This is a genomic window from Klebsiella sp. SYXHC3, assembly GCF_057196925.1.
In genome coordinates this window covers 69,143-86,914 of the sequence record NZ_JBXUNG010000014.1, presented here as the reverse complement: position 1 = coordinate 86,914, position 17,772 = coordinate 69,143, and the positions used below count along the sequence as shown (strand labels likewise).

The 17,772-nt window shown below is 55.6% G+C and carries 17 protein-coding genes; 3 read left to right on the top strand and 14 right to left on the bottom strand.

The features are described from left to right. Positions 1-154: 154 nt before the first annotated feature. From hemG to pepQ, 4 genes are read right to left on the bottom strand one after another with little or no spacing between them, the layout of a single operon-like run. Positions 155-688 carry a menaquinone-dependent protoporphyrinogen IX dehydrogenase gene (gene hemG, locus AC2CGP_RS22975; RefSeq protein ID WP_015368833.1) on the bottom strand — a complete coding sequence of 178 codons (534 nt, stop codon included), beginning with the start codon at positions 686-688 and terminating at the stop codon, positions 155-157. Between the two features lie 11 nt (positions 689-699). Then, positions 700-2,151 carry a Trk system potassium transporter TrkH gene (gene trkH, locus AC2CGP_RS22970; RefSeq protein WP_015368834.1) on the bottom strand — a complete coding sequence of 484 codons (1,452 nt, stop codon included), beginning with the start codon at positions 2,149-2,151 and terminating at the stop codon, positions 700-702. A gap of 41 nt (positions 2,152-2,192) precedes the next feature. Then, a complete protein-coding gene (locus tag AC2CGP_RS22965; protein WP_015704001.1) occupies positions 2,193-2,807 on the bottom strand; it encodes an IMPACT family protein in 615 nt (204 codons plus the stop codon). Further along, positions 2,807-4,138: a Xaa-Pro dipeptidase gene (gene pepQ / locus AC2CGP_RS22960; protein ID WP_015704000.1), complete on the bottom strand. Its 1,332-nt coding sequence runs from the start codon at positions 4,136-4,138 to the stop codon at positions 2,807-2,809. The genes AC2CGP_RS22965 and pepQ overlap by 1 nt, the downstream gene beginning before the upstream one ends. Before the next feature lie 191 nt (positions 4,139-4,329). Between pepQ and fadB the strand changes: the two genes are divergently transcribed. Both fadB and fadA read left to right on the top strand, forming a co-directional pair. After that, entirely contained in the window at positions 4,330-6,519 is a 2,190-nt protein-coding gene (gene fadB, locus AC2CGP_RS22955) for a fatty acid oxidation complex subunit alpha FadB (protein WP_126338596.1), read from the top strand. Between the two features lie 9 nt (positions 6,520-6,528). Beyond that, complete coding sequence (gene fadA / locus AC2CGP_RS22950; RefSeq protein WP_015368838.1) at positions 6,529-7,692, top strand: acetyl-CoA C-acyltransferase FadA; 1,164 nt, start codon at positions 6,529-6,531, stop codon at positions 7,690-7,692. Positions 7,693-7,796: 104 nt separating this feature from the next. Here the strand turns inward: fadA and fre are convergent, their stop codons facing one another. Further along, complete coding sequence (gene fre, locus AC2CGP_RS22945) at positions 7,797-8,498, bottom strand: NAD(P)H-flavin reductase (protein ID WP_008807928.1); 702 nt, start codon at positions 8,496-8,498, stop codon at positions 7,797-7,799. Between the two features lie 55 nt (positions 8,499-8,553). Further along, on the bottom strand, positions 8,554-10,023 hold the full coding sequence (ubiD, locus tag AC2CGP_RS22940; RefSeq protein WP_142689529.1) for a 4-hydroxy-3-polyprenylbenzoate decarboxylase: 1,470 nt from the start codon (positions 10,021-10,023) through the stop codon (positions 8,554-8,556). A 177-nt stretch (positions 10,024-10,200) separates the two neighbouring features. Between ubiD and rfaH the strand changes: the two genes are divergently transcribed. Continuing rightward, positions 10,201-10,689 carry a transcription/translation regulatory transformer protein RfaH gene (gene rfaH / locus AC2CGP_RS22935; protein ID WP_015703997.1) on the top strand — a complete coding sequence of 163 codons (489 nt, stop codon included), beginning with the start codon at positions 10,201-10,203 and terminating at the stop codon, positions 10,687-10,689. An 8-nt stretch (positions 10,690-10,697) separates the two neighbouring features. Here the strand turns inward: rfaH and tatD are convergent, their stop codons facing one another. From tatD to rmuC, 8 genes are all read right to left on the bottom strand, one after another. Then, entirely contained in the window at positions 10,698-11,492 is a 795-nt protein-coding gene (tatD, locus tag AC2CGP_RS22930; protein WP_162872048.1) for a 3'-5' ssDNA/RNA exonuclease TatD, read from the bottom strand. 32 nt (positions 11,493-11,524) lie between these two features. Continuing rightward, complete coding sequence (gene tatC, locus AC2CGP_RS22925) at positions 11,525-12,298, bottom strand: Sec-independent protein translocase subunit TatC (RefSeq protein WP_015368842.1); 774 nt, start codon at positions 12,296-12,298, stop codon at positions 11,525-11,527. A gap of 3 nt (positions 12,299-12,301) precedes the next feature. Continuing rightward, positions 12,302-12,838: a Sec-independent protein translocase protein TatB gene (gene tatB, locus AC2CGP_RS22920; RefSeq protein ID WP_015703995.1), complete on the bottom strand. Its 537-nt coding sequence runs from the start codon at positions 12,836-12,838 to the stop codon at positions 12,302-12,304. Between the two features lie 3 nt (positions 12,839-12,841). Continuing rightward, positions 12,842-13,093, bottom strand: a complete 252-nt coding sequence (gene tatA / locus AC2CGP_RS22915) for a Sec-independent protein translocase subunit TatA (protein WP_015368844.1) — start codon at positions 13,091-13,093, stop codon at positions 12,842-12,844. Positions 13,094-13,224: 131 nt separating this feature from the next. Then, the gene (ubiB, locus tag AC2CGP_RS22910; protein WP_015368845.1) at positions 13,225-14,865 is read right to left on the bottom strand and encodes a ubiquinone biosynthesis regulatory protein kinase UbiB; all 1,641 of its coding nucleotides are present in this window, start codon (positions 14,863-14,865) and stop codon (positions 13,225-13,227) included. Continuing rightward, positions 14,862-15,467 carry a ubiquinone biosynthesis protein UbiJ gene (gene ubiJ, locus AC2CGP_RS22905; RefSeq protein ID WP_032713803.1) on the bottom strand — a complete coding sequence of 202 codons (606 nt, stop codon included), beginning with the start codon at positions 15,465-15,467 and terminating at the stop codon, positions 14,862-14,864. Before ubiJ ends, ubiB begins: the two co-directional genes overlap by 4 nt. Positions 15,468-15,480: 13 nt before the next feature. Further along, positions 15,481-16,236, bottom strand: coding sequence for a bifunctional demethylmenaquinone methyltransferase/2-methoxy-6-polyprenyl-1,4-benzoquinol methylase UbiE (ubiE, locus tag AC2CGP_RS22900; RefSeq protein ID WP_015368847.1), 756 nt, complete (start codon positions 16,234-16,236; stop codon positions 15,481-15,483). Between the two features lie 70 nt (positions 16,237-16,306). After that, complete coding sequence (gene rmuC, locus AC2CGP_RS22895) at positions 16,307-17,755, bottom strand: DNA recombination protein RmuC (protein ID WP_411303371.1); 1,449 nt, start codon at positions 17,753-17,755, stop codon at positions 16,307-16,309. Between the last annotated feature and the right edge of the window lie 17 nt (positions 17,756-17,772).

The following is a 17,772-nucleotide window of genomic DNA, read 5'->3' as shown; positions in this document are numbered from 1 at the left end:
GGTTCTCACCGGAACCCCGCTGACCCGGCGGCTTGTTTGCCGTTGTTCCGTGTCAGTGGTGGCGCATTATAGGGAGTAATTCTGAAGTGACAAGAGGAAATTTAAAAAAACTTTTCGTTCGCTCGATTTTCCACCATAACGCGAGTTTTACGCGCTATTTGCTCGTCATTTGCGCGATTTCTCGGGCAAATCTGGCAACCTGCGGCCAATCGGTATAAACCACTTCTTTACTGGTATCCGTTTCCCCGCCGGTCATCTTCATAATTAAGCGAATCATCATTCGATCGTACCAGCGATATCGCGGATAACGCAGCGCACCGGCAAATACCGCGCAGCTCTGCGGCTGCCACGGCGAGTTAAGGAGAAACTTGCGCGTATAGCTGTTGGTTTGCGGGGTGCGCTTTTCCGGTTTGCGCGCCACCAGGTTTACCGAGAAGAACGCCCCCGGCAACGCCTGCAGAGATGCCAGATGCTTTTTCACAAAGCGATCCAGCGCTGGATGAAAGTGCCCGTAGCGAATAGAAGCGCCAATCACCACCCGATCGTAATGATGCCACTCAACCGTCTCGGTACGGTTCAGGTTCACAGTATCCGCATCAACCCCCAGCTCTTTGAGTTCAGAAGCCAGGTAGGAGGCAATTTCACGGGTCTGCCCATCCCGGGTGGAGAAAAGAATTAAAGTTTTCACGAGCACTCCTGTTATTCGCGCCAGAAAGTGGGAGTAAAGAGCACCAATAAGGTGAACACTTCCAGACGACCAAACAGCATGTTAGCAATCAGGATCCATTTCGCGACCGGGTTCATTGTCGCAAAGTTATCAGCAACGACCCCAAGACCAGGCCCCAGGTTGTTCAATGTCGCCACAACTGAAGCAAAGGCAGAGAAGTCATCAACCCCAGTCGCAATAATAGCCAGCATACTAATGATAAAGACCAGCGCATAGGCGGAAAAAAATCCCCACACGGCTTCCAGAATACGTTCCGGTAGCGCACGGTTGCCTAGCTTAATGCTATAGACCGCATTCGGGTGCACCAGGCGCTTAAGCTCACGATTCCCCTGCTTAAACAGCAACAGGATACGAATGACCTTTAAGCCACCGCCCGTTGACCCGGCGCAGCCGCCGATAAACGCAGAGCATAGCAGCAATACCGGCAAGAACAGTGGCCAACGCGCAATACTATCGGTAGTAAACCCAGCGGTCGTCGCCATCGATACCACCTGGAAGAACGCCTGGTTCAGCGTTGTTAACACCGAGCCGTAGACATTATGTAGCCACAATACCAGTGTACAGACGATAACCAGGGTTAGCTGAACACCGATAAACATTCTGAATTCCGGGTCACGCCAGTAAACCCGCAAACTGCGTCCACTTAATAGCGAAAAGTGCAGGCCATAGTTACAGCCGGAGATCAGCAGGAAGATGGCGATGATGGAGTTAATCATCGGGCTATTAAAGTAGCCGACGCTGGCATCGTGAGTTGAGAAGCCGCCGATAGCGATGGTCGCAAAGCTATGACCAATCGCGTCGAATGCCGGCATTCCGGCAAACCACAGCGCCAATGCGCAGGCGACGGTTAATAAGACATAAATAAGCCACAGCGTTTTTGCCGTCTCGGCAATACGCGGGCGCATTTTATTGTCTTTCAACGGGCCCGGCATTTCCGCCCGGTAGAGCTGCATCCCACCGACGCCGAGGATAGGCAAAATCGCCACCGCCAGCACGATGATCCCCATACCGCCGAACCACTGCAGCATCTGGCGATAGAACAGGATGGCATGAGGCAGTGAGTCCAGTCCCACCAGCGTCGTCGCGCCGGTAGTGGTTAAGCCGGAGAAGGATTCAAAAAAGGCATCCGTCACCGTCAGATTAGGCTGTTCAGCAAAGATAAACGGTAACGCACCGACGCTGCCCAACACGGTCCAGAACAGCACGACAATCAGAAACCCCTCGCGGGATTTCAGTTCGCCTTTTTGCTTGCGGTTCGGCCACCACAGCATGGAGCCAATCGCCAGGGCAACAAAGAAGGTTTGGGTGAAAGCTCGCCCCGCGCCATCGCGATATATCAAGGCCACTAATCCCGGGACAATCATTGTCCCCGAAAATAAGATGACCAACAGTCCAACGATTCGGGTTATCGCGCGAAAATGCATCTCTGGCGCTTCCTTTGGGTTACAAAAAAATCAGGTGGGGATTATTCGTCAATCTTCAGTAATTGCAATGAACCACGACTAAAATCAGCCAGTTTTGTCGAAAAAGAGGCCACTTCAGCTTGCGGAAGCGCGACGCGCAGTTGCACAGACGCCTGATATTCGCTTTCCACAATAATGCCCGAGAACTGCGCCAGCAACGCTTCTACCCCGGCCAGCTGTCCGTATTCACATTGCAAAGTATATGCGGTTAACGGCGTCTTGCGCTGCGTTTTCAACTGCGCAAGCGCCTGATGGACACCGCCGCCATAGGCCTTCACCAGACCGCCGGTACCCAGCAGAATACCACCGTAGTAGCGCACCACCACCGCGGTTATCTCGCCGACGCCGCTGCCCATCAGCTGCGCCAGCATGGGTTTACCTGCCGTTCCCGCCGGTTCGCCATCGTCAGAGAAACCCAGCTGCTGTGAATCATCAGGAGGCCCGGCAACCCATGCCACGCAGTGGTGACGAGCGTCCGGGTGCTCAGCCCTGACCGATTCGACAAACGCTTTCGCCGCCGCCACGCCGTCGGTATGCGCCAACAGCGTGATGAAACGGCTCTTTTTGATCTCTTCAACAACGCTCACCGGCGCGGCCGGCACCAACCAACTTTCCATTACGCCAGTTTCAGGTCGCGCGTCATATTTTCGATGCTGTTTTCGTGAACCACCACGTTATCTTCGATACGAATCCCGCCAAACGGCTTCATGGCTTCAATTTTCTGCCAGTTGAAGTGCTTGCTGAACTGCCCTTCACGCCATGGCGCCAACAGCGACTCAATAAAGTAGATTCCTGGTTCGATAGTCAACACCATACGCGGTTCGAGAATACGGGTGCAGCGCAGGTAAGGATACTTCGACGGCGCCGCCAGATGCGTACCGGTATCGTCTTGCATGAAACCGGCGACATCATGAACCTGCAGGCCCAGCGGATGACCAATCCCATGTGGCATAAACGGCCCGGTCAGATCGTTTTCCACCATCGCCTCTTCGCTCATGCCGGTCACTAGCTGGTGTTTACGCAGCAGCTTTGCGATGCGCTGATGGAACTGAATATGGTAATCAACGTAGCTGGTGCCAGCCTTCATGGTGCTAATCAGCGCCAGTTGCTCGTCGTTAACGTCTTTAATCAGCTGCGCGAAATCGTTGTCGCTGTGGCCTGCCCAGGTACGAGTCAGGTCCGCGGCATAGCCGTTGTACTCTGCGCCCGCATCCAACAAGAAGCTACGCATTTCGGTTGGCGCACGGTGATCCAGCTTGGTGTAGTGCAATACGGCCGCATGCTCATTCAGCGCCACGATATTGCTGTAAGGGACGTCGGTATCGCGATGACCGGTCGCCGTCAGGTAAGCCTGATTAATATCGAACTCGCTCATCCCCGACTGGAAAGCTTCGTGGGCCGCGCGATGGCCGTTCACCGCCGATTTCTGCGCTTCACGCATACAGGCCAGCTCATAGTCGGTTTTGTAAGCGCGATAATAGTGCAGATAGTCGATAACGCCTTTCGGGTTGATTTTGTCTGCCGCGATCTCCAGACCTAAAGCACGTTCCGGCACCGGGCCGATATACGCTATGTTGCCACGCGCCGCGGGCAGTTGACCGCCAATGCCATCGGCTTTCGGCAACGCAATAACATCCACTTCCTCAGTCCAGAAAGAGGTCGGCAGCGGCTCAACGTTGTGCCAGTAATCGACCGGCAGATAGAACCACAGTTTCGGTTTATTCACGCCATCCACCAGCAGCCAGCAGTTTGGCACCTGGGTCACCGGCACCCACGCCTTAAACTGCGGGTTAACCTTAAACGGATACGGATGATCGTCGAGGAAGACATTGATCAGCTCGCCGGAGTGGATAAGCAGAGCATCCAGCTTGAAGCGATCTAAAACTTTGCGGGTACGTTCTTGTAGGGTAACGATATGATTTTTATAAAGCGCGGCCAGTGATTCCATCTTTTATCCTTTGCTTTTATTGGATCGTGATTCTCCGCATCTTAGCACATTGGCTCCAGGCCGGGTGATTTCTACCGGATGTGATCCGACCAGCAATTATTTAAAGAGTAATTTGCATTTTCTTAACATAAATTCCACACTCCGAGTCATCTGGTATGACCAGATCATATTGCTGGATTCAGGAGACTGACATGCTCTACAAAGGCGACACCCTGTACCTCGACTGGCTGGAAGATGGCATTGCCGAACTGGTTTTCGACGCCCCCGGCTCGGTTAACAAGCTTGATACTGCAACCGTTGCCAGCCTCGGTCACGCGCTGGACGTACTCGAAAAACAAAAAGATCTCAAAGGGCTGCTGCTGCGCTCTGAAAAAGCGGCCTTTATTGTCGGCGCCGATATCACCGAATTCCTTTCACTATTCCTGGTGCCGGAAGAACAGTTGAGCCAGTGGCTGCACTTCGCCAACAGCGTCTTCAATCGTCTGGAAGATTTACCGGTCCCTACTCTGTCAGCGGTTAACGGCTACGCGCTGGGCGGCGGCTGCGAATGCGTACTGGCGACCGACTATCGCCTCGCCACGCCGGATCTGCGCATCGGCCTGCCGGAAACCAAGTTGGGCATTATGCCTGGCTTCGGCGGTTCCGTACGTCTGCCGCGCCTGCTCGGCGCCGATAGCGCGCTGGAAATTATTGCCGCCGGTAAAGACGTCGGTGCCGATCAAGCGCTGAAAATTGGCCTCATTGACGGCATTGTTGCCGCGGAAAAACTGCATGACGGCGCGCTGGCGATTCTGCGCCAGGCGATTAATGGCGACCTGGACTGGAAAACCAAACGTCAGCCGAAACTGGAGCCGCTGAAGCTCAGCAAAATTGAAGCCGCCATGAGCTTCACTATTGCCAAAGGTATGGTCGCACAAACCGCCGGAAAACATTACCCGGCGCCGATCACCGCGGTAAAAACCATCGAAGCCGCCGCGCGTCTTGGCCGTGATGACGCGCTGAAGCTGGAAAACCAAAGTTTTGTTCCGCTGGCGCACACCAACGAAGCGCGCGCACTGGTCGGTATCTTCCTTAACGACCAGTACGTCAAAGCGAAAGCGAAAAAGCTGACCAAAGATGTCGAGACGCCGAAGCACGCTGCCGTATTAGGCGCCGGCATTATGGGTGGCGGCATTGCTTACCAGTCAGCCTGGAAAGGCGTGCCGGTGGTGATGAAAGACATTAGCGACAAATCGCTGACCCTTGGCATGACCGAAGCGGCGAAGCTGCTGAATAAACAGCTGGAACGCGGAAAAATCGACGGCCTGAAGCTGGCCGGAGTGATTAGCACCATTCAGCCAACGCTGGAATACAGCGGTTTTGACCGCGTGGACATCGTCGTTGAAGCGGTGGTGGAAAACCCGAAAGTGAAGAAAGCGGTACTGGCGGAAACCGAAGAGAAAGTGCGTCCGGACACCGTGCTGGCTTCCAACACCTCAACGATTCCTATCAGCGAGCTGGCCAGCGTTCTGCAGCGCCCGGAGAATTTCTGCGGTATGCACTTCTTTAACCCGGTACATCGCATGCCGCTGGTTGAAGTGATCCGCGGCGAGAAAACTTCGGACAAGACCATTGCCAAAGTCGTGGCCTGGGCCAGCAAAATGGGCAAAACACCGATCGTGGTGAATGATTGCCCCGGCTTCTTCGTTAACCGCGTCCTGTTCCCCTATTTCGCAGGCTTCAGCCAGCTGCTGCGCGACGGCGCGGATTTCCGCAAAGTCGACAAAGTGATGGAAAAACAGTTTGGCTGGCCGATGGGCCCGGCCTATCTGCTGGATGTTGTCGGCATCGATACCGCGCACCATGCTCAGGCGGTAATGGCGGCGGGGTTCCCACAGCGGATGCAGAAAGATTATCGCGATGCTATCGACGCGCTGTTTGACGCCAGCCGTTTCGGCCAGAAGAACGGCCTCGGTTTCTGGCGTTATAAAGAAGACAGTAAAGGTAAGCCGAAGAAAGAAGAAGATGCCGCAGTCGATAGTCTGCTGGCCGAAGTCAGCCAGCCGAAGCGCGATTTCAGCGATGAAGAGATTATCGCCCGCATGATGATCCCAATGGTTAACGAAGTTGTTCGCTGCCTGGAAGAAGGCATTATCGCCAGCCCGGCGGAAGCGGATATGGCGCTGGTATACGGCCTGGGCTTCCCTCCATTCCACGGCGGCGCATTCCGCTGGCTGGACACCATCGGCAGCGCAAAATATCTCGATATGGCGCAGCAATACCAGCACCTCGGCCCGCTTTATGCCGTGCCGGAGGGTCTGCGTAATAAGGCCCGTCATAACGAAGCGTATTATCCTCCAGTAGAACCAGCCCGTCCGGTTGGCGAACTGAAAACGGCTTAAGGAGTCACAATGGAACAGGTTGTCATTGTCGATGCAATTCGCACCCCGATGGGCCGTTCAAAGGGCGGCGCCTTTCGCAACGTGCGTGCGGAAGACCTCTCCGCACACCTGATGCGAAGCCTGCTCTCGCGTAACCCGTCCCTTGAGGCGAGCGCGATTGACGATATTTACTGGGGCTGCGTGCAACAAACGCTGGAGCAGGGTTTCAACATTGCGCGTAACGCCGCGCTGTTGGCGGAAATACCGCACTCGGTACCGGCAACAACGGTTAACCGCCTGTGCGGTTCCTCCATGCAGGCGCTGCACGATGCCGCCCGTATGATCATGACCGGCGACGCCAGTGTCTGCCTGATTGGCGGCGTTGAGCACATGGGCCATGTGCCAATGAGTCATGGTGTCGATTTCCATCCGGGCCTTAGCCGTAACGTGGCGAAAGCCGCCGGTATGATGGGGCTGACCGCGGAAATGCTGGCGCGTCTACACGGCATTAGCCGTGAAATGCAGGATCAATTCGCCGCACGTTCCCACGCTCGCGCCTGGGCGGCGACGCAATCCGGGGCATTCAAGGCGGAGATTATCCCGACCGGCGGCCACGATGCCGATGGCGTGCTGAAATCCTTTAATTATGACGAAGTGATCCGCCCGGAAACCACCGTAGAAGCGCTGGCGGCGCTGAGACCGGCTTTCGATCCGGTGACCGGCACGGTAACGGCAGGTACCTCTTCCGCGCTTTCCGACGGCGCGGCGGCCATGCTGCTGATGAGCGAAAGCCGCGCCCGCGAGCTGGGGCTGAAGCCGCGCGCTCGCGTCCGTTCAATGGCGGTGGTCGGCTGCGATCCGTCCATTATGGGTTATGGCCCGGTTCCGGCCTCAAAGATGGCGCTGAAAAAAGCGGGATTATCCACCAGCGATATCGACGTCTTTGAAATGAATGAAGCGTTTGCCGCGCAGATCCTGCCGTGTATTAAAGATCTGGGCTTAATGGAGCAGATCGACGAGAAGATCAACCTTAACGGCGGCGCGATCGCGCTCGGACATCCGCTAGGCTGTTCCGGAGCGCGTATTAGCACCACGCTGATTAACCAGATGGAACGCAAAGACGCGCAGTTCGGTCTGGCGACCATGTGTATCGGCTTAGGCCAGGGGATCGCCACCGTATTCGAGCGGATGTAGGAAAAAACTCGATGCCATTATTGCCTGCCAGCCAACAGGCAATAATGGATTAGAGGGGGTTTAGTTGCCGTTCTTCCCGCCTGTCAGGGGCGGGTTTTTTATTTTCAGATAAACGCAAACGCATCGCCAAACAGGCGATCTTCACGCGCGCCGCGCTCATTACAGAACAGATCGCGGGCAATTTTGGCCATCTCAAAACGACCGGCAATGTAAATATCATGCTCGGCCAGCGTACCGTAATCCTGCAGCACGGCGGTGAGTACCGTACCGGAGCGACCACGCCACCCTTCTTCCGGCTGCTCGACCACCGGCTCGATGCGCAGATTCGGATGCTTGATGCTTAACGCTTCCAGCTCGGCCAGATCGTACAGATGCTTAGCCTCGCGGCCGCCCCAATAAATGGCGATATCGCGATCCGGGTTACGCGCCAGCGCGGTTAACAGAATAGAACGCACATAAGAGAATCCGGTACCGCCGGCGATCAGAATCAGCGGGCGATCTTCGTCATCGCGCAGCCACGCTTCGCCATGCGGAATATCAACCTCAATTTCACGCTCTTTCAGAATGCGATCCATCACCGCCATCGCATACAGATTGAGTTCAGAAGCACCGATATGCAGCTCGATAAACTCGTGCTCTGACGGCGTGGAAGCCATAGAGAACGGACGCTTGTCGCGCTCATCCATCACTACCATCAGATACTGGCCGGCGCGGAAAGAAAATGCCGCTTCCGGTACTAATCGAACGCGATACACGGTATCGGTAATCGCCTCCACCGAGGTCACTTTACAGCTTAAGGTTGTCATGCGTCCCCTCTGTCGGGTCTATAGAGCAAAACAGCGGCGTTAGCCCCGCTTACTGTTATTTAAAGATGGCCAGTTCATCCCAGATGGCGTCGATACGCGCCGTCACCTCAGGATCTTTTTTGATTGGACGACCCCATTCACGCTGGGTTTCGCCAGGCCATTTATTTGTGGCATCCAGCCCCATTTTTGAACCCAGGCCGGAAACCGGCGAGGCAAAATCCAGATAATCTATTGGCGTATTTTCTACCAGTACCGTATCACGAGCCGGGTCCATACGGGTAGTAATCGCCCAAATCACGTCATTCCAGTCGCGCGCGTTCACGTCATCGTCGCAGACAATCACGAACTTGGTATACATGAACTGGCGCAGGAACGACCAGACGCCCATCATCACGCGCTTGGCATGGCCTGCGTACTGTTTTTTCATGGTCACCACCGCCAGGCGATAGGAACACCCTTCCGGCGGCAGATAGAAATCGACGATTTCCGGGAACTGCTTTTGCAGAATCGGCACAAAGACTTCGTTCAGCGCCACGCCCAGCACCGCGGGTTCATCCGGCGGACGACCGGTATAGGTCGAATGATAAATCGCGTCTTCGCGCTGGGTAATATGGGTCACCGTAAATACCGGGAAGCTGTCTACTTCATTGTAGTAGCCGGTATGATCGCCGTATGGCCCTTCCGGCGCCATCTCGCCGGCCTCAATGTAGCCTTCAAGCACGATTTCCGCGCTGGCCGGCACTTCAAGGTCATTGGAAACGCACTTCACCACTTCGGTCTTGGTGCCGCGCAGCAAGCCTGCGAAAGCGTATTCCGACAGGGTATCAGGAACCGGCGTCACCGCGCCCAGAATGGTCGCCGGATCGGCGCCAAGCGCCACGGAAACCGGAAAACGTTCGCCGGGATGCGCCGCGCACCACTCCTGAAAATCGAGCGCGCCGCCGCGGTGGGACAACCAACGCATGATGAGTTTATTTTTGCCGATCAGCTGCTGGCGATAAATACCCAGATTTTGCCTCTCCTTGTGCGGGCCGCGGGTCACCGTCAGCCCCCAGGTAATCAGCGGCGCGGCATCTTCCGGCCAGCAGGTCATAATCGGTATGTTGTTGAGATCGACATCATCGCCCTGGATGATTTTTTGCTGACAAGGCGCGCCGCGCAGGCGTTTGGTCGGCATATTCAACACTTGCTTGAACTGCGGCAGCTTATCAAACAGATCGCGGAAGCCTTTTGGCGGCTCCGGCTCTTTCAGAAAGGCCAATAGCTTCCCGACTTCCCGTAGCGAACTGACGTCTTCCTGGCCCATCCCCAGCGCCACACGACGCGGCGTGCCAAACAGGTTGCACAGCACCGGCATCGAGTAGCCTTTCGGGTTTTCAAACAGCAGCGCCGGGCCGCCGGCACGCAGGGTGCGGTCGGCAATTTCGGTAATTTCCAGATGCGGGTCGACCGGCAGGGTTATCCGTTTTAGCTCGCCCTGCTGCTCAAGTAATGTCAGAAAGTCGCGTAGATCGTGGTATTTCATGGAGTTATTATTGACCTCTATACAAGCGGCTGATTATACGATTTTCGCCGCAACGATGCTGTACTTTTGTTAAATAAGCGTAAATGAACAGGCTATTTACGCTTTCGCTTATAATGGTTTTCGCGATTGTTCCAGGCTTTTGTTATGCTTGCAGGTAGTAAAGCGGAAAGAGTCATTATGCAAGCCTGGTACTTACTTTATTGCAAACGTGGGCAGCTTCAGCGCGCCCAGGAACACCTTGAACGTCAGGCAGTCAATTGCCTGATGCCGACGATCGCGCTGGAAAAAATCATCCGTGGTAAACGTACTACGGTCAGCGAGCCCCTGTTCCCAAACTATCTGTTCGTCGAATTCGATCCCGAGATCATTCATACCACCACCATCAGCGCTACCCGAGGGGTGAACAGTTTCGTCCGTTTTGGCGCCCAACCGGCAGTGGTCCCTTCAGAGGTGATTCACCAGCTTTCCATCTATAAACCGGAAGGTATTACCGACCCGGAAACGCCTCATGAAGGCGACAGCGTGTTAATCACCGACGGTGCTTTTGAAGGGCTGCAGGCTATTTTCACCGAGCCCGACGGCGAAGCCCGTTCAATGCTGCTCCTCAATCTGTTGAATAAACAGGTCCTGCAAAGCGTTAAAAATACCGACTTCTATAAAATCTGACGGCGCGGTTAAAAGCGCACGCCAAACAGCTTCCTGACGTTCGCATCCGTAACCTCCTCCAGCCATTGCGTTTCCTCGCCTCGCCAGCCCGCTACGCTTGCCAGAATATGCGGCAGATGAGCGGGCTCGTTGCGCCGCGAGGAGGGCTTCGGCTTCATATCCCTCGGTAATAGATATGGCGCATCGGTCTCCAGCAGCAGACGTTCCGCCGGGATCGCCGGCAACAGTTCACGAAGCTCCAGTCCCCGCCGCTCATCGCACACCCAACCGGTGATACCGATAAATAAACCTCTATCAAGACACTGAATCACTTCCTCGCGGCTACCGGTAAAGCAGTGCAACACGGCGCCGGGCAGTTTATTGAGCCACGGCTCCAGCAGCTCAAGGAACCGTTGATGGGCGTCGCGGCAGTGTAAAAATACCGGCATTGAGAGCTCGGCCGCCAGCGCCAGCTGGGCGCTGAATGCCTTCTCTTGTTCCTGCGGCGTTGAGAAATTACGGTTGAAATCAAGACCGCATTCGCCAATCGCCGCCACCTGCGGCTGGCGGGCCAGCGCGTGGATTTCTTCGGCCACCGACTCAGTCCAGGTGCTGCTATCGTGCGGATGTACACCCGCAGTAGACCAGCAGTTGGCGTAACGGCCAGCCATCTGCCGCGCCTGCTGGCTTTCATGCAGATTGGTGCCGGTCAGCAACATCCCATGGACACCTGCCGCCTGCGCGCGCGCAACCACCTCGTCGTGGTCGCGGGAAAACTGCGAGCTGGTCAGATTTACGCCAATATCAAACATCATAACTCCCATATGACAACCGCCCTGACGGGCGGTTGGCGTTGTTACTCTTCTTTGCTCTCCGCCTCTTCGGCGGCGGCATCTTCGTCACGCGTCAGGCGTTTACCGGTGTAGAAACGGGCAAAGAACACCCCGACTTCAAACAGGCAATACATGGGGATGGCCAACAGCGTTTGCGAGAACACATCCGGCGGCGTCAGCAACATACCGACCACGAAGGCGCCCACCAGCACGTAGGGCCGTTTTTTACGTAAATCTTCCGGCGTCGTGACGCCCATCCAGCAGAGCAGGACGATGGCGACCGGCACTTCAAACGACACGCCGAAAGCCATAAACAGCGCCATGACAAAATCGAGGTAGCTACGGATATCGGTCGAAACTAATACCCCTTCCGGCGCGGCGTGGGTCAGGAAGCCGAATGCCAGCGGGAACACGACGAAATAAGCGAAAGCCATACCGATATAAAACAGCAACGTACTGGAAACCAGCAGCGGCATGACCAGCCGACGTTCATGCTTATACAACGCCGGCGCCACGAATGCCCATACCTGATAAAGAATGACCGGCACCGACAGGATCACCGAGACCATAAAAGTCAGTTTGATCGGCGTGAAGAAAGGAGAAGCGACATCGGTGGCGATCATCGTCGCGCCTACCGGCATTTTGCTGATAAGCGGAGCGGATACCAGTTGATAGATATCATTGGCGAAGTAAACCAACGCCAGGAAGATCACCAGGATGGCAATGATGCTGTTGAGCAGACGCTTACGCAGCTCAATCAGATGTGAAATTAACGGTTGAGTCTCGTCTACGCCCATTTTTTACGCTTTATCACTCGATGCGGGGGAAGAATCTGGCACTGCCGCGGCGGCTTTTTCCTTAGCCGCCGGGACTTCAGCCGGCGAAACGGATGGCTCCTCGGCAACGGGCTCCGGGGTATGTGCCGGGGCGCTGACCTGATGTTCCGCCGTTGCCGGTGTAACATCCTGACGCTGCGCTTCGCTACCTTTGACGACCGGATTATGAATGGTGTTCGCTTCGTCGCTGGCCTTTTCAGGATCGTGGGCGGTATAGGAACGCTTCATAGATTCAGCTGCTTCACGCAGCTCGTCCATCGAGGCTTTGAGCTCCGGAGTCAGATTATCCAGGCTGGCTTTCTCCACCTTCTTCAGGCTCTCCTGAAACTCCTGCAGTTTTAGCTCCTGGGCAAGCTCATTTTGTACGGTGGTCGCCAGCGAGCGCAACGTACGGATCCAGCTGGCCACCGTTTTGACGGCGACAGGTAGTCGCTGTGGCCCCAATACGATGAGGCCAATCACGAACACCAGCAATAGTTCACTAAAACCGATATCGAACACGAATTACACCTGCTCTTTGTCGTGGCGTTTTGTCTCGTCTTTTTTCGCATCATCTTGTTTATCAGCGATAGTTTTCGCTGCAAAATCTGCATCGGCTGAGGATTTATCAGATTTCTCATCATCGCTCATCGCTTTTTTAAAGCCCTTGATCGATGCGCCTAAATCCGAACCCAGCGAGCTCAGCTTCTTCGTCCCGAAAAGCAGAACTACGATGACGACAACAATTAACAACTGCCAAATACTGATACCACCCATACACGTTCCCCTATGACAGATGATGAATGATGAGAGCGCATTATACACGTCATCCGGTGAGACGCCTCTTTGTCAGACCGCTCACATGACTTCGCGCAAGAATCAATGCGCCAGAATAAACGCGAAACCTGTCAGCGCGTTTTTCGCCAACCAATAAGCCAGGTTACGACGCCGCCGGCCATCAGCCAGCCTGGCATCATGCCCCACTCCGGGCGGTGGATAAATAACAGCGTACCGCTTAAAAGCAAAACGGCGCCTATACCAAACAGATAGCGGGACTGCCCCTGACGCACGTGACGCACCTGGAAGTCGCGCACGATAGTATCGACGCTGGTCTGCAGCTGTTTGCTCTGCTGCAGGCTTTGGTACACCAGCTCAGGAATTTCCGGCATCCTTTCAATCCAGAACGGCGCTTTTTCTTTAAACGCACGCACCAGCGCGGGAATACCGACCTGATCCTTAATCCACGACTCGAGAAAAGGCTTCGCCGTTTTCCACAAGTCTAACTGAGGATAGAGCTGACGACCTACCCCTTCTACGTAAAGTAATGTCTTCTGAAGCAAAACCAGCTGCGGTTGGACTTCCATATTGAAACGCCGCGCGGTATTAAACAGATTCAGCAATACGTGGCCGAAGGAGATTTCCGCCAGCGGCTTTTCAAAGATGGGCTCGCACACGGTGCGAATCGCAAACTCAAACTCTTCAACGTTGGTATCCGGCGGCACCCAGCCGGAATCGACGTGCAGCTCGGCAACCTTACGGTAATCGCGGTTGAAGAAAGCAATGAAGTTTTCTGCGAGATAACGCTTATCGTCTTTGTTCAGCGAGCCGACGATACCGCAGTCGATACCGATATATTGCGGGTCATGCGGATGATCGTAGCTAACGAAAATATTACCCGGATGCATATCCGCATGGAAAAAGCTGTCGCGAAACACCTGGGTAAAGAAGACCTGCACCCCACGCTCCGCAAGCAACTGCATGTTGGTGCCCTGGGCTTCCAGCGCAGCGACGTCGGAAACCGGAATACCGTAGATCCGCTCCATCACCATCATGCCTTCGCTGCAGTAATCGGAATAGACTTCCGGCACGTATAGCATTGGGCTATCTTCGAAATTGCGCCGTAGCTGAATAGCGTTAGCCGACTCGCGTAACAGATTCAGCTCGTCCATCAGCGTTTTTTCATATTCGCGGACGACTTCTTGCGGGCGCAGACGGCGGCCATCCGGCAGCAGACGAGGTACCCAGCGCGCCAGGCGGTAGATTAATTTCATGTCCGCTTTGATCACCGGCAGGATATCCGGGCGGATGACCTTGATGACGACCTCTTTGCCGTTGTCTTTCAGGCGCGCGGTATGGACCTGGGCGATGGAGGCGGAAGCGAGCGGCTCAATGGCGAAATCATCGAACCAGGCTTCAATGGGCAGCCCGCCCATCGCTTGTTCGATCTGTTGTTTAGCCAATTTGCCATCGAAAGGTGCGACGCGATCCTGCAGCAGCGCCAGTTGATCGGCGATTTGCGGCGGGAACAGATCGCGGCGGGTGGAGAGCATCTGGCCGAACTTAATCCACACCGGGCCCAGCTCCTGCAGCGCCAGGCGTAAGCGTTGACCCAGCGGTTTATCTTTGTGGCGATTCGGCATCCAGAACAACATTCGCCGCCAGATGCGCAGCGGCAACGTGATACGCATTTTGGGAATGAGCTCATCAAGCCCGTAACTCAAAAAGGTGCGGATGATAAAATACAGGCGCCGTAATTCTCCTGGCGTCATTTGCCCTCCAGCGTTTCCAGCCGTTTTTCCAGTGCGGCCAGCGCGCGTTCAACGGCGGCGGATTCTTCAGCAAACCAGGCCATTTCCAACGGCCCCGGCGCCAGTCGCCACTCTTCGGTAATCGCTTCAGCGACGTAGCGCTGCTGGCTTTTCGCGCCCTGCAGCAGGAAGCGCGCGCCGCCGCGAAGCACCTTGCCAACCCCTTCAGCGACGATATCGCCGGTATACGGCGCCAATAGCTCTGCCGGGTCGAACTCCGCCAGATCGCAAAGTGCGACCATGTTCTGCACAACCTGCAGGTCGCCCTGTACTTCCAGATCGCCGCTGCGAATCAGCGCGGTCAGTTGTTGGCGGTTACGCAACTGCGGCAGCACGCTCAGGCGGGTTATCACGGTACAGTCAGCTTCGCCTTCCCACGCGCCGAGCACGTCGATTTGCTGCTCGCTAAAGGCCAGCACGACAGGCGCCGACAGCTCTTTGAGCTCTACGCGCAGCACTTTCCCCAGCAGGCGCTGACGCGCCGGTTTAAGCGCGCGGTCGCGCCAGAGAAAAGTATTAAGAACCGTTTCGATGCCAGCGGTAACCAGTGGTGCGAAAGGCATAGCGTCCCTCCTGTCAGAACTTATAGCCGCGGTGTAGCGCGACAATACCTGCCGTCAGGTTGTAGTAGTCGACGCTTTCAAAACCCGCCTCCTGCATCATGCCTTTCAGGGTATCCTGATCGGGATGCATGCGGATGGATTCCGCCAGATAGCGATAGCTTTCCGCATCGTTTGCCACCAGCTCGCCGACTTTCGGCAGCACGTGGAAGGAATAAGCGTCGTAGGCTTTGCTCAGTGGTTCGAGAATCGGTTTAGAAAACTCCAGAACCAGCAAACGTCCGCCCGGTTTCAGCACGCGGTACATTGAACGCAGCGCTTTGTCTTTATCGGTAACGTTACGCAGGCCAAAGGAGATGGTGATGCAGTCAAAGGTGTTATCCGCAAACGGCAGCGCTTCGGCGTTGGCCTGAACGTACTCAACGTTACCGACAATACCGATGTTGCGCAGTTTTTCGCGGCCCATTTTGAGCATCGAGTCATTGATATCGGCGAGCATTACGCGGCCGGTTTCGCCCACCAGACGGGAAAACTTCGCCGTCAGGTCGCCGGTGCCGCCCGCTAAGTCCAGCACGGTTTGCCCGCGACGCACGCCGCTGCAGTCGATGGTGAAGCGCTTCCACAAGCGATGAATCCCGAACGACATTAAGTCGTTCATCACATCATATTTTGCAGCGACAGAATGGAATACATGCGCCACCATGTCCGCCTTCTGCTCTTTGGCTACCGTCTGAAAGCCAAAATGCGTTGTTTCTTGTGAATCCTCAACCATCTCTATGCCCGCTTACTTATCAAGAAAATGTTCAGCGAGTGTAACAGATTCAGGCCATTTCCCATACGTTTCAGCTTGGCCTGACGTGCTCGTTTGCGCTCGCTGCAGGCTCGGAATCGGCGCTAAACACATCTTCCCGCGGTGAATTTTCATCTTCCTCAAGGCGATATTCGTCATCCTGCGCCGTGGCCTGCTCGACTAAATCAGGATTAATCCCGCGCTTAACCTCGACCCCCAGGCCACGGAATGACTCGGCCTGCACCAGCAGGTTGCCGCGCCCGGAGGCGAGCTTTTTCATCGCCTGGCGATAGTTATCCTGGGCTTTATCAAGGCTTTGACCGATAGCCGACATATCGTCGACAAACAGCCGCATCTTGTCATACAGGCGCCCGGCGCGCTCGGCGATTTTTTGCGCGTTACGGCTTTGATGCTCATAGCGCCACAAGTTGGCGATGGTGCGCAACGCCACCAGCAAGGTTGTCGGGCTAACCAGCATAATATTGTTCTTCAGCGCCTCGCTGATAAGCTCAGGTTGGCGGTCGATAGCCAGCAGGAACGCCGGCTCAACGGGGATGAACATCAGCACATAATCGAGCGAACGAAGTCCCGGCAGTTGTTGGTAATCTTTACGCCCCAGCAGGCGAATGTGGTTACGCACCGAGGCAATATGCTCCTGTAGCGCCGCTTCGCGGGTGTAGTCGTCGTCAGCGTTGAAGTAGCGCTCATAGGCGACGAGGGTCATTTTGGCGTCGATAACCACATCTTTGCCCTGCGGCAGACGCACGATAACATCCGGCTGCATCCGCGAGCGGTTATCGGTTTCGATGCTCACCTGAGTTTGATACTCATAGCCTTCGCGCAGGCCGGAGGCCTCCAGCACGCGGGTAAGCACCACTTCTCCCCAGTTACCCTGAGTTTTGTTATCGCCCTTCAGCGCTTTCGTCAGGTTCAGCGCCTCTTGCGCCATCTGTGCGTTCAGCTGTTGCAAATTGCGGATTTCGTGCGCCAGCGTGTGGCGCTCACGCGCCTCCTGGCCGAAGCTGTCCTGCACCTGGCGACGGAAGCCGTCGAGCTGTTCGCGCAGCGGCGTCAGCAGGCCATGCAGGCTCTGGCGATTTTGTTCATCAACCCGGCGGTTGCTGTGCTCAAATATGCGGTTCGCCAGGTTTTCAAACTGCTCGCTCAGGCGCTGCTCGCTGTTGACCATCTGGCGAATTTTATCTTCGGCGTGCAACTGCGTGGATTCCAGACGGGTGGTCACTTCACGCAGGTCGGCCTCCAGCGAGGTGTTGATATCACGCAGGCTGCGCAGCTCGTTGTTGAGAAGTTCGCACTCATCGCGCCAGTGCGATTCCTGCACCAGCTGCTGACGTGCGGCGCTAAGTTCAATATCCAGCTCGCGGCGCTCTTCAATGAGATCGGCACGGATTTGATCGGCGCGGGCTTTTGTCGCCAGCCAGCCAACGATTAACCCTGCCGCCAGCGCCACCACGGCGCTTATCACAATAGAGATATCCACAACGCCTCCCCGGCAAC

Bases quoted from the DNA above. Each gene is read 5' to 3' on its own strand.
- trkH (WP_015368834.1), bottom strand. From the start codon at position 2,151: ATGCATTTTCGCGCGATAACCCGAATCGTTGGACTGTTGGTCATCTTA.
- AC2CGP_RS22965 (WP_015704001.1), bottom strand. From the start codon at position 2,807: ATGGAAAGTTGGTTGGTGCCGGCCGCGCCGGTGAGCGTTGTTGAAGAG.
- pepQ (WP_015704000.1), bottom strand. From the start codon at position 4,138: ATGGAATCACTGGCCGCGCTTTATAAAAATCATATCGTTACCCTACAA.
- fadB (WP_126338596.1), top strand. From the start codon at position 4,330: ATGCTCTACAAAGGCGACACCCTGTACCTCGACTGGCTGGAAGATGGC.
- fadA (WP_015368838.1), top strand. From the start codon at position 6,529: ATGGAACAGGTTGTCATTGTCGATGCAATTCGCACCCCGATGGGCCGT.
- fre (WP_008807928.1), bottom strand. From the start codon at position 8,498: ATGACAACCTTAAGCTGTAAAGTGACCTCGGTGGAGGCGATTACCGAT.
- ubiD (WP_142689529.1), bottom strand. From the start codon at position 10,023: ATGAAATACCACGATCTACGCGACTTTCTGACATTACTTGAGCAGCAG.
- rfaH (WP_015703997.1), top strand. From the start codon at position 10,201: ATGCAAGCCTGGTACTTACTTTATTGCAAACGTGGGCAGCTTCAGCGC.
- tatD (WP_162872048.1), bottom strand. From the start codon at position 11,492: ATGGGAGTTATGATGTTTGATATTGGCGTAAATCTGACCAGCTCGCAG.
- tatC (WP_015368842.1), bottom strand. From the start codon at position 12,298: ATGGGCGTAGACGAGACTCAACCGTTAATTTCACATCTGATTGAGCTG.
- tatA (WP_015368844.1), bottom strand. From the start codon at position 13,093: ATGGGTGGTATCAGTATTTGGCAGTTGTTAATTGTTGTCGTCATCGTA.
- ubiB (WP_015368845.1), bottom strand. From the start codon at position 14,865: ATGACGCCAGGAGAATTACGGCGCCTGTATTTTATCATCCGCACCTTT.
- ubiJ (WP_032713803.1), bottom strand. From the start codon at position 15,467: ATGCCTTTCGCACCACTGGTTACCGCTGGCATCGAAACGGTTCTTAAT.
- ubiE (WP_015368847.1), bottom strand. From the start codon at position 16,236: ATGGTTGAGGATTCACAAGAAACAACGCATTTTGGCTTTCAGACGGTA.